The 14,472-nt window shown below is 50.6% G+C and carries 14 protein-coding genes; 8 read left to right on the forward strand and 6 right to left on the reverse strand.

All coding sequences use genetic code 11. The annotated features are described in order from the left end of the window. Positions 1–46 precede the first annotated feature (46 nt). Together ACZ50P_RS15365 and ACZ50P_RS15370 are read left to right on the forward strand one after the other, a co-directional pair. Entirely contained in the window at positions 47–529 is a 483-nt protein-coding gene (locus tag ACZ50P_RS15365; protein WP_464132156.1) for a chemotaxis protein CheW, read from the forward strand. 224 nt (positions 530–753) lie between these two features. Further along, positions 754–1,158 carry a hypothetical protein gene (locus ACZ50P_RS15370; RefSeq protein ID WP_464132158.1) on the forward strand — a complete coding sequence of 135 codons (405 nt, stop codon included), beginning with the start codon at positions 754–756 and terminating at the stop codon, positions 1,156–1,158. Between the two features lie 56 nt (positions 1,159–1,214). On the opposite strand, the gene ACZ50P_RS15375 is transcribed toward ACZ50P_RS15370, so the two are convergent. The 3 genes from ACZ50P_RS15375 to ACZ50P_RS15385 form a co-directional block, all read right to left on the reverse strand. Then, positions 1,215–1,601: a putative hemolysin gene (locus ACZ50P_RS15375; protein ID WP_464132160.1), complete on the reverse strand. Its 387-nt coding sequence runs from the start codon at positions 1,599–1,601 to the stop codon at positions 1,215–1,217. Beyond that, positions 1,598–2,695 carry a hypothetical protein gene (locus tag ACZ50P_RS15380; protein WP_464132162.1) on the reverse strand — a complete coding sequence of 366 codons (1,098 nt, stop codon included), beginning with the start codon at positions 2,693–2,695 and terminating at the stop codon, positions 1,598–1,600. The genes ACZ50P_RS15375 and ACZ50P_RS15380 overlap by 4 nt, the downstream gene beginning before the upstream one ends. Positions 2,696–2,865: 170 nt before the next feature. Then, on the reverse strand, positions 2,866–4,881 hold the full coding sequence (locus ACZ50P_RS15385; protein WP_464132164.1) for a transketolase C-terminal domain-containing protein: 2,016 nt from the start codon (positions 4,879–4,881) through the stop codon (positions 2,866–2,868). A gap of 37 nt (positions 4,882–4,918) precedes the next feature. Between ACZ50P_RS15385 and add the strand changes: the two genes are divergently transcribed. From add to ACZ50P_RS15415, 6 genes are all read left to right on the forward strand, one after another. Continuing rightward, positions 4,919–5,944 carry an adenosine deaminase gene (add, locus tag ACZ50P_RS15390; protein ID WP_464132166.1) on the forward strand — a complete coding sequence of 342 codons (1,026 nt, stop codon included), beginning with the start codon at positions 4,919–4,921 and terminating at the stop codon, positions 5,942–5,944. Beyond that, entirely contained in the window at positions 5,941–6,519 is a 579-nt protein-coding gene (locus tag ACZ50P_RS15395; RefSeq protein ID WP_464132167.1) for a DUF6624 domain-containing protein, read from the forward strand. The genes add and ACZ50P_RS15395 overlap by 4 nt, the downstream gene beginning before the upstream one ends. Beyond that, positions 6,519–8,258, forward strand: coding sequence for a gamma-glutamyltransferase (ggt, locus tag ACZ50P_RS15400; RefSeq protein ID WP_464132168.1), 1,740 nt, complete (start codon positions 6,519–6,521; stop codon positions 8,256–8,258). The genes ACZ50P_RS15395 and ggt overlap by 1 nt, the downstream gene beginning before the upstream one ends. 108 nt (positions 8,259–8,366) lie before the next feature. Continuing rightward, positions 8,367–9,314: a prolyl aminopeptidase gene (pip, locus tag ACZ50P_RS15405; RefSeq protein WP_464118624.1), complete on the forward strand. Its 948-nt coding sequence runs from the start codon at positions 8,367–8,369 to the stop codon at positions 9,312–9,314. A gap of 135 nt (positions 9,315–9,449) precedes the next feature. Next, positions 9,450–10,268, forward strand: coding sequence for a S1 family peptidase (locus ACZ50P_RS15410; RefSeq protein WP_464132170.1), 819 nt, complete (start codon positions 9,450–9,452; stop codon positions 10,266–10,268). 94 nt (positions 10,269–10,362) lie between these two features. Then, a complete protein-coding gene (locus ACZ50P_RS15415; protein ID WP_464118626.1) occupies positions 10,363–11,205 on the forward strand; it encodes a S1 family peptidase in 843 nt (280 codons plus the stop codon). On the opposite strand, the gene ACZ50P_RS15420 is transcribed toward ACZ50P_RS15415, so the two are convergent. From ACZ50P_RS15420 to ACZ50P_RS15430, 3 genes are read right to left on the reverse strand one after another with little or no spacing between them, the layout of a single operon-like run. Next, positions 11,185–11,952, reverse strand: a complete 768-nt coding sequence (locus tag ACZ50P_RS15420; RefSeq protein WP_464118627.1) for an alpha/beta fold hydrolase — start codon at positions 11,950–11,952, stop codon at positions 11,185–11,187. The genes ACZ50P_RS15415 and ACZ50P_RS15420 overlap by 21 nt on opposite strands. Further along, positions 11,940–13,520, reverse strand: a complete 1,581-nt coding sequence (gene menD, locus ACZ50P_RS15425; protein ID WP_464132171.1) for a 2-succinyl-5-enolpyruvyl-6-hydroxy-3-cyclohexene-1-carboxylic-acid synthase — start codon at positions 13,518–13,520, stop codon at positions 11,940–11,942. The genes ACZ50P_RS15420 and menD overlap by 13 nt, the downstream gene beginning before the upstream one ends. Then, a complete protein-coding gene (locus tag ACZ50P_RS15430; protein WP_464132172.1) occupies positions 13,517–14,317 on the reverse strand; it encodes a chorismate-binding protein in 801 nt (266 codons plus the stop codon). Before ACZ50P_RS15430 ends, menD begins: the two co-directional genes overlap by 4 nt. Between the last annotated feature and the right edge of the window lie 155 nt (positions 14,318–14,472).

Below are 14,472 nucleotides of genomic sequence, written 5' to 3' on the forward strand. Positions count from 1 at the left end.
GCTTCCTTTACGACTTTGAAAGGCTATAAAAATGAGCGATGTATCAATGAAAGCAAAACCGGGCCAGTATCTGACGTTCCAACTTATGTCTGAACAATATGGCGTGGCCATCGAAACAGTGCGCGAGATCAACCAGTTTGGTGAAATCACCCCTGTTCCAAGAACTCCGGACTATGTGAAGGGCGTGATGAATCTACGCGGTAAAATCATTCCTGTTGTGAATCTGCGCATCAAGTTTGGCATGCAGGCGCAAGATACAACTCGTGACACTTGCATTATCGTGATCGACACCTCCATCGGTCAGGTGGGTATGATCGTCGATTCCGTGAAAGAGGTTGTGGATCTTCAGGAATCACAAATCGAACCATCTCCGGTTCTGGGGAATGAACACGCCATGTCCTTCGTGCGTGGTATGGGTAAAGTTGACAACAAAGTGGTTATTCTGGTGGATATCGTTTCGGCGTTCTCCCAGGATCAAATGGGTCAAATTGCACAGTTCTCCCATCAGGACGAAGCCAAAGCGGCTTAATAAGCTCTTAAAAACAGCAATTTCCACGAAAGCCTGCGCCGAGAGCGCGGGCTTTCTTTTTTCAGTAAATACAGCAACTTAGTCCACTCCGCAGCGGGCCCCCAGATCGTCACCACCGCGGAACCAGCAAAAAACTTCACGATTTATTCCGCTAACAGAATTATAAACAGACTTTTCATCAAAGTCTTGATAGGCAAGAGCCCATCAAACAAAGGACTTAGACGATGAAAACAGTATTTTTCGTGACTGCGATGCTTTTCTCCAGCCTTTCTTTTGCAGGACAAAGAGTATTTGACTGCCAGGCAACCAAGCTTTCCAAAAACCCTGAAATCAATGCCGATTTCAACATCCTGAAGAACCCGACAGTTCTCTTGATCGAAGATGCTAAGAACTGGTCCTTGAGCGTTGGTGATTACTCTGTCTCCACTTTGGATATGAACGGTCCTGCACTGGAAAGAGAATCCAGTTCCGCTTCCGACACTGAAGTTCGTTATGACTTCTGGGTTGAAGGTTCTTATGAGTTCGAACTGGTCATCAGCGTTGTCGACCACACTGCCAAAGTTTACTGGTGGGGTTTGGGCGAACAAACTGAAGTAGGCACTTTCGCCTGCGAAGTTTCCGTCAAATAAGCCTGCGCACAGCTAAGCTCATTAGTAAAAAGCCTTTGGGACTTCCAAGGGCTTTTTTATTTTCTGACACTGGCCGGATTAAACTTGAAGTACAGACTCCAGGCCTCGATCATGGAGCCATCTTTAAAGCGGCAATAATCATACTCCGTCCCGTCATCGGATTTGGCAATGCGGTTCTCACCACCAGCATCCAGACAATAGCGAGCTGCGGGGTTTCCCCCCAACGCTTGAGGCAGATTTGTTTTGGACGCTTTTTTCTGAGCCACCTTCCAAGCCTCACAATCAGGTTTTTGCCCCTTGAAACATTCCGCCGAAAGCTTCAGTTGCTGATACTCCTGCACCTTAAAGGGCTGATAGCTTTTCCCATCAAAGACTTTTAAGCTGGCTTCAGCCCGCAAAGTCCACATCAGCATAGAAAAAATGACGATCATCTTTTTCATCATTTCCCCTTTGGCTTATCTTCGAGCCAGGCCAGCATCTCGGTTTCATAGCCGGTGTACTTTAAAAGACTTTCGGCATCGACCCAGCCGCCGTCATGCATATCCTGCCATGCCTGTCCCCAGCTGTTATGAATCTGAAGAGCGTCGTAACACTTGTTGGCCTTATCACAGACACGACGATAACCAGAAATCACCGTGGCATGCTGGTTTCCACCTTCAACACCGGGGGCTGAGCAATCCTTTGTGTACTTTTCATTCAGGCAGATTCCGGAGATCATCACCGGATGGCCGTTGCCAAGTTGCTTTTTAATTTGCGCCATAACACTGGCATAATCTGCCTTCTGGCCCTTTTGTGGGAAGACTTTTAATTCCGTCGAGTCTTTTCCCTCGAAATAGGCGCGATTCTTGGCGCGGCTGCACTCTTTGGGATAGATCAGGCGATCAAAGAACTTTTCGTAAGTTTCCTCACTGAAAGCCTTCAGCAATCGAGTCGGATCTGTATCCAGATTGAAATCCTTATCCATTTCGGTCTTGGCGGTGGCAAAGAAGTCTGTGAGGCACGTCTCACAGTTCCTATCTATCTTCTGATACTCATCATACTTTTTGCGAAGGCGTTTAAATGCCGCCAACTGAGCATCCGTACCAAACTGTGCGCCCCCCATTTTACCTAGGATCTTATCGAGCGACAGGCATTCCTGCGAAGCGGAACTGCCCACGAAGGTCCCCGCAATTTCCAAGGTGAATGCACCGGGCCCACCTTCCCGAATGCCGCGATAAGAAGACTCAAATCCCACCTCCCCATCCGGCTGATTGCCGAACCGGGCCACATCCACCGGAGAGAAAATTTCAGAGTCTGGAAGACTCTTGCAGTCTTTTTTCATAATCCGGCAGTTTTCAGCAGTTAAGATGGCGGAGGTGGCAAAGGAATAACAAAGTCCCAGAGTATCCTGAGACTGCACCCGCGGCATATTCACAACAACTTCAGACTTTGGCTGAACCGCAAACGCGCTTTTTTCAAACTTCGTAAATGCAGGCATCGTGGCCGCCCACACAGGAGTTACAGAAAAAAACAACGCCAGGATGCACGACACCTTCATAGGCTCCTCGGGAAACACAGTTTCTTATCTCTATTTTTCCCGAGGACCTTGCACCCTACTAGTCCCGAGTTCTGTTTACGCGACCAAAGCCTTGCATACAAAAAAACCCACAGCGTTTCCACTGTGGGCCTCAACATTACAATTTTTAAGATCGCCCCGTGAGCGCTAATCTAGAAGAAAGATCCGGCTGTTTCCACGATGGCCGACGCATCGATCTTGTGTTTGCGGTACAGATCCAAGGCCGTATAAGCGCTCTGACCGAACTCACCTTGCACACCCAGGCTTTTTGCTTTCATCGGCACATCGGCCGTCAGCAGGGCATGGCACAACAACTGGCCAAAGCCGCCCAACAACTGGTGATCTTCCACTGTGATCAAGTGACCTTGTGTTTTACCCAAAGCCGCTTTGAAAGTCGCCACGTCCACGTGGTTCACACAAGCCGCATTCACCACAACAGCACCCACACCTTTGGTTTCCAGATCTTTAGCCGCCTGTAAAGCTTGAGGCACCAAAGAACCCGTTGTAGCGATAGTCACTGACTTCGCTTTGCCGGCTGTTGTATCTGCCAGCACCTGCGCTTTTCTCAAGTCGTAAGTGGCACCCGCCACATAGGATTTAGGGAAGTTTTCACGCCCCAGGAAGAACACCGCTGAATTGGGAACCTTGCCTTCTTTGCGAGCTTTGGCAAAGTTCTCGATCACGGAATACATCAAAGCGTCGGCTTCTTCACTGCACGACAACGAATAAACATCCACATGAGGGATCGAAGAAGTCATCGCCACATAGCTCAACGCCTGGTGAGAAGCGCCGTCGGCCGCATCCTGGAATCCTGTGTGAGAATACACCGCAATGATCGGCGCTTCAGACAAAGCCCCCATCGTCAAAGGCAGAGCCCCTTTAGTTACACCAAACTGAGCGAATGTGTCCACCACCGGGATGTAACCCAACTTGGAAAGACCCGCTGCTGTGGAAACCATGTTGCTTTCAGCAATACCGACGTCAAAAGAATCCTGAGGGAATTCTTTACGGAAGCCCGCAACCCCTGTGGAGCCCGGAAGATCTGAAGTCACACTCAGAACCGGCAAACCCGCCTTACGGGCACGAATCATCGCAGAAGAAATACCCACTTGGATTTTCTCTCCAGAGTCTTTCACGCCACTGGCTTTAATTTCCGCTTCCCATTTCAACAACTCAGAAATCCACGTGTTGTAAACTTCGGGCAGTGCCGCGCCATTGTAGATTTCTGTCAAAAATGCTGGCAGCTCCGAGGGACTTTTCAGAGGGAAACCGTGACCGCCCGAAGCCGATTCGGCAGTTTTCTTTGTGCCGATCCCTTTGATGGTTCTTGCATGAATCACAACAGGCGCTTTTGGATTGGCTTTGGCTGTCTCGATCGCAGTCACCAAAGTGTCATAGCACTTTTGCAGATCATTTCCTTCAGGAAGATGGATCACATCCCAGCCCAGATCCTTCAACGACGCAAATGTCGGAGCCATCGAGAAAGATTCCGCATCAATACGACCGGACAGTTTTGTGTTGTTGTCGCTGATGATCAGCACATAAGGACCCATCTTACCAATTTTGGCCAAACCCGGAATGGCAGCGAACGCTTCTTTCGCCTCCCCTTCCATGCAGGCGCCGTCAGAGATGGTTGTCACTGTCACACGATTTTGACCGGACAAAGCCTCACCCATTGCGACACCTTGAGTTTGTGGGAACGCAGACCCCAGAGGGCCGTTAGAAATAAACACACCTTCAGGGAAGCAGTGAACCTCTCCGTGACCTGTCAGACCGCTTTCGATGGAGCGGAACTTTTTCAGGCTGTCCAAAGTCAAACCCGCCATTTTGTAGTTGGCCTTCAGGGCATACAGACCATTTTCACAGTGACCCGCATCGTTCACGATATGGAACAACTCATACCACTGCTTGCCTTCGCGTTGAGCCACATCAAAAACATGTCCATGCAATGCGGACATGAGTTCAGCCAAGGCCGCAGGACCACCGTAGTGAGAAGCTGCTCCACCAAGGACGGCGTTCATATCCATCAAAGAAACTAGTGCGCGAGTCGCGTTAGGATCGGCCACTGGAATCTGACGTCCGTCTTTGCTTTTCACAAAGCTTTTGAATTGGGGTTCTTGGGTAGGATTGCCTGCGAGTTTTGTTTTGATCTGAATAGGTTCTGTCATAGGATATAGTTTTACTGCCCACAGCGAGGAACATCAAATGGAAAGGCTTTATTCTCACAATATTCGCGACATCCTGAAGGTGGATCTGCATCGCCATTTAGACTGCTCAGTGCGTTGGAGCACCATCTTGGAACTGGCCCCCCAGGTGGGAATTCCCTTAGCCCCCACTTCACAGGGACAAAAGGATCAGTTTTTGATCACAGGCCCCATGAAAGATCTGGGATCTGTGCTGAATAAATTCATGAACGCCCAAAAGGTGCTGGCCAGTGAAGAGATCCTGACCCGAGTTGCCTACGAGGCCTGTGAAGACGCTTTTAACGACGGCGTGCGCCTTTTGGAGTTGCGTTATGCGCCGACTTTTATTGCTGACGGGCACAAATCCCTGACTTTTGAGAAAATCCACCGCTCGTTGCTAAAAGGCATCGATAAAGCACGCAAGCAGTTCCCTATGCTTATCGGACTGATTTGCATCATTCAAAGGATCAAATCTTATGAGATCGCGGAAAAGGTCGTGGATTTCGCCATCGACAACAAGGACAGCTTTTTGGCTCTGGATCTGGCGGACAATGAAGAGGGTTTTGACCCGAAAACATTTGCTCCCCTTTTTCAAAAAGCCAAGAAAGCAGGCCTGCGTATCACGGTTCATTCTGGCGAAACCCCACAGCCACAGTCCGCATCCTGGGTTCGCGACAGTATCGAGATCCTGGGGGCGGAACGCATCGGCCACGGGATTCAAATTATCAACAACCCCTCTGTGCTCGAGTTTGTGAAGGACCGTCGTATTCCGTTGGAAGTCTGCCCGATCAGCAACTACCTGACCCAGTCCTTCCCAACCTATGAAACCCATCCAATTCGCCAACTGATGAATGCCGGAGTTTTGGTGACGATCAACTCGGATGACCCAGGCGTCTTTGCCACCTGCCTGAGTGATGACTATGAGGTTCTTCACCGCGTGCATGGATTCACCGCGGCTGATTTCCATCGCTGCAATCAAATCGCCTTTGACGCCAGCTTCTTCCCGGAACAAGAAAAAAATCGTCTGATGGCGGAGTTCTTCGGATGACCTATGCAGAAGAAATTCTTCATCTGATCCGAGAAGACGAAGCCGTGCGAGAAGTCCTGGCCAGTACGGGCGAGCTTTTTCACGGCTATCACCCGCAGATGGAAAAGATTCATCTGCGCAATGCCCACCGTCTGCAGGAATTGATCGAAAAAAATGGCTTCCCGACAATTCCACTGGTGGGTGAAGAGGCTTGCACTGCGGCCTTAAGAATAATTCTGCATGCGATCAGTTGGCCGGAATTCATGCGCGCACAGGAACCGGTATTGACCGATCTTGCAAAGGCCGGGCAAGTTCCCAAACCCTACGTGGCCTTTATGATAGATCGCATTCGTTTTTACGAAGGCCGCAAACAGATCTATGGCACCAATGCCGACTGGGACGAAAACGGAATCCTGCGCGTTACGGATGTTGAGGACGAAGAACTTCTTAACACCCGTCGAGCCGAGATGGGTCTTTCGCCTTTGGAAACTTTGGTGATCACGCCCATGGACGGCGACTATCACCCACCCGATCCCATGAAACGACACAAAGAATTCATTGAATGGACTCATAAAACAGGTTGGAGGAAAGCCTGATGAAAACAACAAAGCTGCTCGTGCTGTCACTTTCTGTTTTGACTCTCAGTTGTCAAAGCACGAAATCAATTCAAAACCCGGTCATTCGCACTTCTCAAGAGCGTCCCGACCGCGCCACGGCGGAAGCCTTCGGCACCCAGTTCGCCATTTCCACCCAAGGGCGATACTCGAGCCAAGCGGCAGAGAAAATGTTTAATCTGGGTGGAAACATCATTGATGCGACTGTGGCGGCATCGTTCACTGTTTCAGTTGAGCGCCCGCAATCCACGGGCATCGGCGGTGGCGGTTTCATGATGTTCCATGAAGCAAAAACCGGAGACACCTATGCCATCGACTTCCGCGAACGCGCCCCACTAAAAGCCACACAGAACATGTACATCGGAAAAGACGGCAAAGCGGATTCCAAACTTTCCCAAGATGGCATCCTGGCTGTCGCTGTTCCAGGAATGGTGGCAGGTCTTTTGGAGATTCACAAAAGATTCGGCTCTTTACCTTTGAAAACCATCATGCAACCAGCTATTGAGCTGGCTGAAAACGGTTTTGATATTTATCCTGAGTTTCACCGTGCCCTGATGGACCGCGCGGACGTTCTTGCCAAGGATCCCGCCGCCAAAGCCATTTTCCTGACCAAGGACGGAAAAGTTCCCCCGATCGGCACAAAACTTGTGCAAAAGGATCTGGCAAAGACACTCAGACTCATTGCCGAAAAAGGCAAAGACGGTTTCTACAAAGGCCCTGTTGCAAACTCCATCCTGAAACTTTCCAAACAAAGAAAGGGACTGCTGACCCAGAAAGATTTCGACACCTACGAGGTTAAATTCAGAAAACCCGTTGAAGGCAAAGTCGGCAAGTTTGAGGTGATCTCCATGCCACCTCCAAGTTCCGGCGGTGTGCATGTGATTCAGTTCCTGGATTTGCTCGAGGAGGATTCTTTGGCCAAAGCCGGTCCCCTTTCCACCAAGTCCATTCATTTGGCGGCTTCAGCCCTGCAGTCTGCATTTGCAGATCGTGCCGTTTATCTGGGTGATCCTGACTTCGGCCACGTCCCGGTGGAAGGCTTGCTGTCGCAGGATTATCTCAAACAACGCCGCTCCCAGTTTGAAGAAAAACGCGCCCGCAAAGCTTCGGAAGTGTATGGTGGCGATCCTCTGAAATATGAATCCACTGACACCACTCATATGTCCTTGATCGACAATCAGGGCAATGCTGTGGCTTCCACGCAAACCATCAACGGCTGGATGGGTGCCGCCATTGTGGCGCCAGGAACCGGGATTGTGCTCAACAACGAAATGGATGATTTCGCCGCTCAAGTCGGAGCCTCCAACTTGTTCGGCGCCATCGGTGGTAAACCCAACGCCATCGCTCCCCGCAAAACTCCCCTCAGCAGCATGTCACCGACGATCTTGCTGGAAAATAATAAGCCCGTGATGGCTGTGGGAGCTCCCGGCGGGACTCGCATCATCAGTTGCGTGGCCCAGACCATCCTGAATTATGTGGAGTTCAAACTTCCGCTTTATGAATCTGTCGCGATGGTTCGCTATCACCAGCAATGGCAACCCGATGTGCTGTTCATCGATCCTCCAGGACCAAGACCTGAAGTGCTGAAAGAACTGAAGGACATGGGCTATGACGTTCGCGTGGAACCTATTCCATGCAACGTGATGGCCGTGACCAAGGAAGGCGACAAATTGCACGGCGTGGCTGATCCCCGCGATATCGGCACCAGTATTGCCAAATAAGCTCCCTCAGGATCGGGGTTGATTCTCAACCCCTTCTTTTCGGCTCCGCGCATTTTGACTTAAAGACTAATCTGCGAGAGGCTTTTTGTCTCTCACAGCGAGGTTAATATGCGCGAATTTTATCCAGCCATCGAGCCTTACAACAAAGGCATGCTGAAAGTTTCTGATATCCACACCCTTTACTGGGAAGAGTGCGGCAACCCCCAGGGAAAACCCGTCGTCTTTCTGCACGGGGGACCAGGTGGCGGCGTTGCGCCGGATCACCGGCGTTTCTTTGATCCAAAGGCCTACCGAATAATTTTGTTCGACCAGCGTGGCAGCGGTCAGTCCACTCCTTGCGCAGAACTGCGTGAAAATTCCACGTGGGACCTAGTGAAGGACATTGAAACCATTCGCGAGATGTTGAAGATCGACAAATGGGTGGTCTTCGGCGGGAGCTGGGGTTCAACCCTGGCACTGACTTATGCAATCACTCACACTGACCGCGTAAAAGCTCTGGTTCTGCGCGGAATCTTCCTGTGCCGTCCTTCTGAAATCAAATGGTTCTATCAAGAGGGTGCTTCCAACATCTTCCCGGATGTGTGGGATGAATACCTCAAGCCCATTCCGCAGAACGAACGCCATGATCTGGTTGCAGCTTACTACAAACGCCTGACCCACGAAAATGCCGACATCCGCCTGGAAGCGGCCAAGGCGTGGAGCAAGTGGGAGGCCGCCACCTCCCGCCTGATCGTGGACCCTAAAGCCGTGGATGAATTCGATGATCCGGAATATGCCTTGAGCTTTGCCCGTATCGAATGCCATTACTTCACCAATAACGCCTTCTTCACAACCAATAACTGGATCCTGGAAAACGTGGATAAAATCCGCCATATCCCCGGGGTCATTGTTCAAGGCCGTTACGATGTGGTCTGCCCGGCCACCTCTGCGTGGGAGCTTCATAAGGCCTGGCCGGAGGCAAAATTTACAATCATTCCTGACTCAGGCCATGCGGCGGCCGAGCCCGGAACTCGTTCAGCTTTGATTGAGGCCACCGACAGCTTCAAAAACCTGTAAGTCTTTCAAGCCTAAGGGGGATAAGTCCCCCTTATGTTTCTCATTAGTATTATCATCTTGTCATGTGGTGCCAAAATGGGGTTTATTCAGCCCACGAACTACAGTATTTGTAGATCGCAATCCGGGGGGATTTTAGTGAAGCTGAATAAGTTGCTAATTTCGGGGATCCTAACAAGCTTGGCTCTCACAGCCTGCTCACCTCAAGCGAACAATTCCAGCGTTATCACAAATGGAGACGGAATCATCGGAGGCACCGAGGTACAAGCCACCGACAAGATTCAAAACAGCATCGTCGCTGTTTACGACGCCTTCGAAGGCGAAATCTGCACAGGGTCTTTGCTTCCAAACAACATCGTTCTGACCGCCGCTCACTGTGTCGGCTACTTCACTGAAGACATGTATGTCTTCTTCGGTACAGAAATCAATGCCCTGAGCGAGCGTCGCCAGGTGGATAAAGTTGAGTTCTCCCCTTACTGGGAAAATCGCCAGAATGAAGAATTCGACACGGGCGATATCGCCATGATTCACTTCACCGGGACGGTGCCTGCTGGATACAAGCCTGTTAAATTCTTGCCAAACAAACGCAACTTAAAAGCAGGCATGGAAATCACAGTTGCAGGGTATGGCATTTCTGACGGCGTCACGGGTGAGGGTGTAGGCCGTCTGCGATCTACCAAAGTCACCATCAGTAACTTGAATTACAGCACTTCAGAGTTCCTTGTTGACCAAACCAAGGGCACTGGTGCCTGCCACGGTGATTCGGGTGGTCCTGCCTACGTTGAAATCAAGGGTGAGCTGTACCTGATGGGTGTCACCAGCCGCGGAGTGAAAGACGAAAACAACGACTGTTCGCAGTTCTCCGCCTTTACCAGCACGTTGTACTACAAGATCTGGATCAACCGTATGGCCACCAAACTGTCCAAATCCCTGGTCAATCCGGAGCAAGCTCTTTAATAAAATAAGCATCTAATTTTTTCACAATCGCCAAGGGCTGCTACTCAAAAAGCAGCCCTTTTGTTATTTCATGGGCCTATTTGACCGAGGGACTATGAAAGCGAAGTTGTACGTTGGCTCTTTGATCGTTTTAACATTGTCTGCCTGTGCGGAACCTCAGGACAGTTTTTCGCCTGTCCCTAATGACAGCGCTATTGTCGGTGGTGCGAACACCACCAAAAATGACACCGTTTCCAATTATGTCGTATTGATCTATGACAACCCGACAAAGACCTATTGCACAGGCACTCTGATCAAAAGAAATCTGATCCTGACAGCAGCTCATTGCGTGGGAGCAAATGCTTCAGACCTGTCTTTGGCTTTTGGGATCAATCCGCTGACCGGCAACTATGTTCTGCGCCAGGCTTATAAAACCGCCACACACGATAAATACAAAAAACAAAACTCCAAAGATCGTAACGACCTGGGACTGATCTTGATGAAAGAGCCCGCTCCTTCAAACTATCGCCCCGTAGAACTGGCCGACGCCTCTTTCCCGATTCGCAAGGGGCAGGTTTTCACGGCGGCTGGTTATGGGCGCATCTCCGGCAAACGCAGCACTCCGACGGACACACAGGGCTCGGGCCAGCTTCGTCATGTGGATCTGGCCATCCAGCAGTTCAGTCAGGATGAAACTCAATTTTACATCGATCAAAAAATCGGCAAGGGCATCTGCAGTGGTGATTCCGGTGGTCCAGCGTTGATGCGATATCAAGGCAAGGACTATGTCGTGGGTGTAGCCTCTGCTGTGTCCTGGACAGTTCCTGACGAAGTGAAGGCCGACGAACGCAATCAGTACATCCAAAACAAGGATGTCTGCAAAGAGAAGTCGATTTATATGAACGTTAAAACTTTCCGCACCTGGATCGACACGGAATCAAAGAAGCTTTTGAACTAACTGCCGAATTCGTTCGCCCAGATCCTTGGGGCTGTCGAACAAAACACGATGGGATGAGGACGGAATCACTTCAAACTGGAAGCCGGCCACCTCATCCTCGATACGCTTGGACATTTCCACAAACTTTTCATCCCGTTCACCGACCAGCCAGATCAGTTTCTGCGTCTGCTTGGCCAACAGACCACGCATGTTCTTTTGTTGAGCCAGGGACCACTGGGTCAGCGCCAGGCTTAACGTTTCCCGGGAATAGTCTTTCTCCAGACGCAGGGGTTCGGCCTCCCCACCACCGAATACAGGCTGCGCATTCCAGTTACGCAGCACCATGTCCCACGGGGCTTTTAGAAATTCCTCCGCCCAATAGGAATCATTCATCCAGCGCTGACGACGTTCTTCAGAGATAGGGTCGAAAGCTTCATGAACATCATTGAAGCCGGGATTGGTCGATATCAATACGACTTTATAAAACAGGGCGGGCTTCTTTTCCAGAGCATGCAAAGCCAGGCGTCCCCCCAGGGAATAGCCCACGACAATGTTTCTTTCCGCCGCAGATCCGTGGGTTTCAACCAGTTTAACGAAGTTCTCTGCCCAGCTTTCAAATGAATTGCTGGGCCCCAAAGACAGTTCTTTAAAATAATCAGGCGTATAAATGCGCAGTCCTTCAACTTGCGGAAGGTGCGCTTTTACCTGCGCCCAGTCCGTCGGTCTTCCTAAGAAGCCATGAAGAAAAAAGAGATTCACTCTTTCCACAACGAGTCGTACTCCTTCCAGAATTCTTGGGTGTGCTCCCAGTTCGGACAGAGCTCAATGATCTGGTGATCTGCAAAGTCCAACGTCACAGCCTCGTCTGGAATAGTATGCCACTTCTGATAGGACCAGTTCCACATCTTTGCCCATGAATCGAACGAAATCTGGTGTTTGTTTATGAAAATCTCTTTCTTAAACATGCGATGGAAGATTTGGCCTCCTCCATTGTTGATGACCACGATACGCAGTTTTTTCGCATCCAACTGGGAAGTTGCCCAAAGTGACGATAAATCATACAGCGCGGTTAAATCTCCAACAAGACACCAGTTTTCAAGCTCTGGATGAGCCCAGCCCAGGAAGGTGGAAATCTGCCCGTCAATACCATTGGCGCCGCGATTGGCCGCCACACGCGCCGGAGGGAAATCGTGCGACGAACTGGAGTCCCATTCCCGAATCGGAAGCGAGTTCCCCAGATAAACCGAAGCCCCCTTCATACGTTTTGAAAGCGCGTAGATCTGCCCTTGTTCTGAGTCAGGATATTTTTCCAGCAGCTGGCGAATCTGCAAGGCCCGCGCAGAATCCTCGATATTGATTTTTACATTTTCATGGTGAGGATAATTGAATTCCACCTGACTGAGCAGATCCAACGAGTTGCAATGCTGCCCCGGACGGCTCAGACCTGTGTAGTGATTAAAGCTGACAGAGAAAACCGGAAGATCCTTGTACTTGCTTTCCAGATCACGCCACACACGTGCCGTCGGCACCCCGCCGATGCGCAGGATGGAATCACAAACCCCCATCCCCAGAATACGATGAATCATTTTTTCGCCCGAACGGATCTCAACATCCTTGATGTCCGGATGGCCGCGCAAACTGGAAATACCTTCGCAGTAAACCGGCGCCTTGTACTGCTTTAAAAACTCCAGCACCGTGCCATAGGCTTTTTCCGGCAGAATCCCCACAATCACCAATGGCTTGTGGGAGTTGATGAAGTCTTCCATTTCCTTTAACGTGCCCAGCGGAATCTGAGCCGGCAGCTTGGTTCTTTCTGAAACGCTGGGAATATGAATTGTCGGCACCGGACCGTCGATCAGAGGCTCTTCAAAACTCACATTCACATGAATCGGCTTTTTCCAGGACAGGGACTTAAACGACAAGTGCGAGTTTTCACTGTCCAGATCCAAGGCCACTTCATTGTAGTAAGAGAAAATACCCACCTGCTCAATCGTCTGAGGCGCACCTGAGCCGCGATAATGCTTCGGGCGGTCTGCCGTCACCAGAATCAATGGCAACGAGGAATAAGTACCTTCCACCGCTGCCGGCAAAAGTTCTGCCACCGCTGTTCCGGAAGTGGTGATCACCGCCACCGGACGACGAGTGCTGGCAATACGACCCAAAGCGAAGAATCCAGCCGAACGTTCTTCAAAGAACGAGTACACCTTCAGATTTTTACATTCGTCCAGAATGTGAACCATGGGGCTGTTGCGGGCTCCGGCACACAGAATGAATTCTCTCACTCCGGTGTGAACCAGTTCCTGAATGACTTTTGCTGCCAGTTCCATGTTTGTCATACTTCAAGCCCCAATACTTTTTTTACTGACAGGCGCTTTTGATAAAGTTCCCGCCATTCTCTTTCCAATTCGCTGGCTGCCACAACACCGCAGCCGGAACCAATCATCGCAGAGTCTTTGCTCCACTGCAAATTGCGAATCGCAACAAGACACAGAGCCTCCTCCGCATTCATAAATGCAAAAGGCCCCCCGAAATAGCGTCGCCCCTCCTGCCCCGGAAGATCTTGCATCCACAAGTAGCCTTGAGAACGCGGAGCCACGCCCAGCGCTGGTGTCGGGTGCAGACTTTTTGCCAAAGCCACAAAGTCAGGGCGCGTCTGACACTGTACCTGAATGTCGGTTTTTAGATGATACAGAATCGGCAACTCCAGAATGTGAGGCCCCTGCGCCTGCACCTCGCCCCACTGGCCCAGAAGTCTGGCGATATCTTCCACCACCAGCTGATGTTCTTGCATTTCCTTGGGATCTTTAAGAAGAGACTCCCGCTCGGTGCTTTCGCTTTTGGGGCAGGTCCCTGCCAAGGCCATGGTCTTCAGGACACCCTGCGAATAGTCGAAAAGAACTTCTGGTGTCGCTCCCAACAGTCCTTCGCCCTGTTGCCAGAATCCATAGACATACAAGGTCTGTGGCGCCTGAAGAAGTTGCAAAATCATCTCGGCCCGGTCGCGCGCTGCCACTGTCTGCGTTGTGCGCGCAAAGACTGCAGGGACTGCTTTTTGAATTTCATTTTTTTGAATTTTGCTCTGAATGACACGCAAGGCTTCGGCAAAATCCTCCTTACGCGGTTCCGCCCACACGGCCTTCGCTAAGGACTCCGCAATAGAGGGCCCTTGAGCCAAGTACTCCTCACAAATCTGGCGTAAATCTGCTGAAGACAGCCTATGGACGGCCTTTCCGTGCCACAACGCGGGCCTGTTCAGGTCATAGAAATCGGGGCAAAACACTGAAATTT

The sequence above is a fragment of the Bdellovibrio sp. CKG001 genome, from assembly GCF_055397465.1.

What these genes read in the sequence shown, in the direction of transcription:
- pip (WP_464118624.1), top strand. Translation starts at nt 8,367, where the DNA reads ATGCGCGAATTTTATCCAGCCATCGAGCCTTACAACAAAGGCATGCTG.
- ACZ50P_RS15370 (WP_464132158.1), top strand. Translation starts at nt 754, where the DNA reads ATGAAAACAGTATTTTTCGTGACTGCGATGCTTTTCTCCAGCCTTTCT.
- ACZ50P_RS15395 (WP_464132167.1), top strand. Translation starts at nt 5,941, where the DNA reads ATGACCTATGCAGAAGAAATTCTTCATCTGATCCGAGAAGACGAAGCC.
- ACZ50P_RS15385 (WP_464132164.1), bottom strand. Translation starts at nt 4,881, where the DNA reads ATGACAGAACCTATTCAGATCAAAACAAAACTCGCAGGCAATCCTACC.
- ACZ50P_RS15380 (WP_464132162.1), bottom strand. Translation starts at nt 2,695, where the DNA reads ATGAAGGTGTCGTGCATCCTGGCGTTGTTTTTTTCTGTAACTCCTGTG.
- ACZ50P_RS15375 (WP_464132160.1), bottom strand. Translation starts at nt 1,601, where the DNA reads ATGATGAAAAAGATGATCGTCATTTTTTCTATGCTGATGTGGACTTTG.
- ACZ50P_RS15415 (WP_464118626.1), top strand. Translation starts at nt 10,363, where the DNA reads ATGAAAGCGAAGTTGTACGTTGGCTCTTTGATCGTTTTAACATTGTCT.
- ACZ50P_RS15365 (WP_464132156.1), top strand. Translation starts at nt 47, where the DNA reads ATGAAAGCAAAACCGGGCCAGTATCTGACGTTCCAACTTATGTCTGAA.
- add (WP_464132166.1), top strand. Translation starts at nt 4,919, where the DNA reads ATGGAAAGGCTTTATTCTCACAATATTCGCGACATCCTGAAGGTGGAT.
- ggt (WP_464132168.1), top strand. Translation starts at nt 6,519, where the DNA reads ATGAAAACAACAAAGCTGCTCGTGCTGTCACTTTCTGTTTTGACTCTC.
- menD (WP_464132171.1), bottom strand. Translation starts at nt 13,520, where the DNA reads ATGACAAACATGGAACTGGCAGCAAAAGTCATTCAGGAACTGGTTCAC.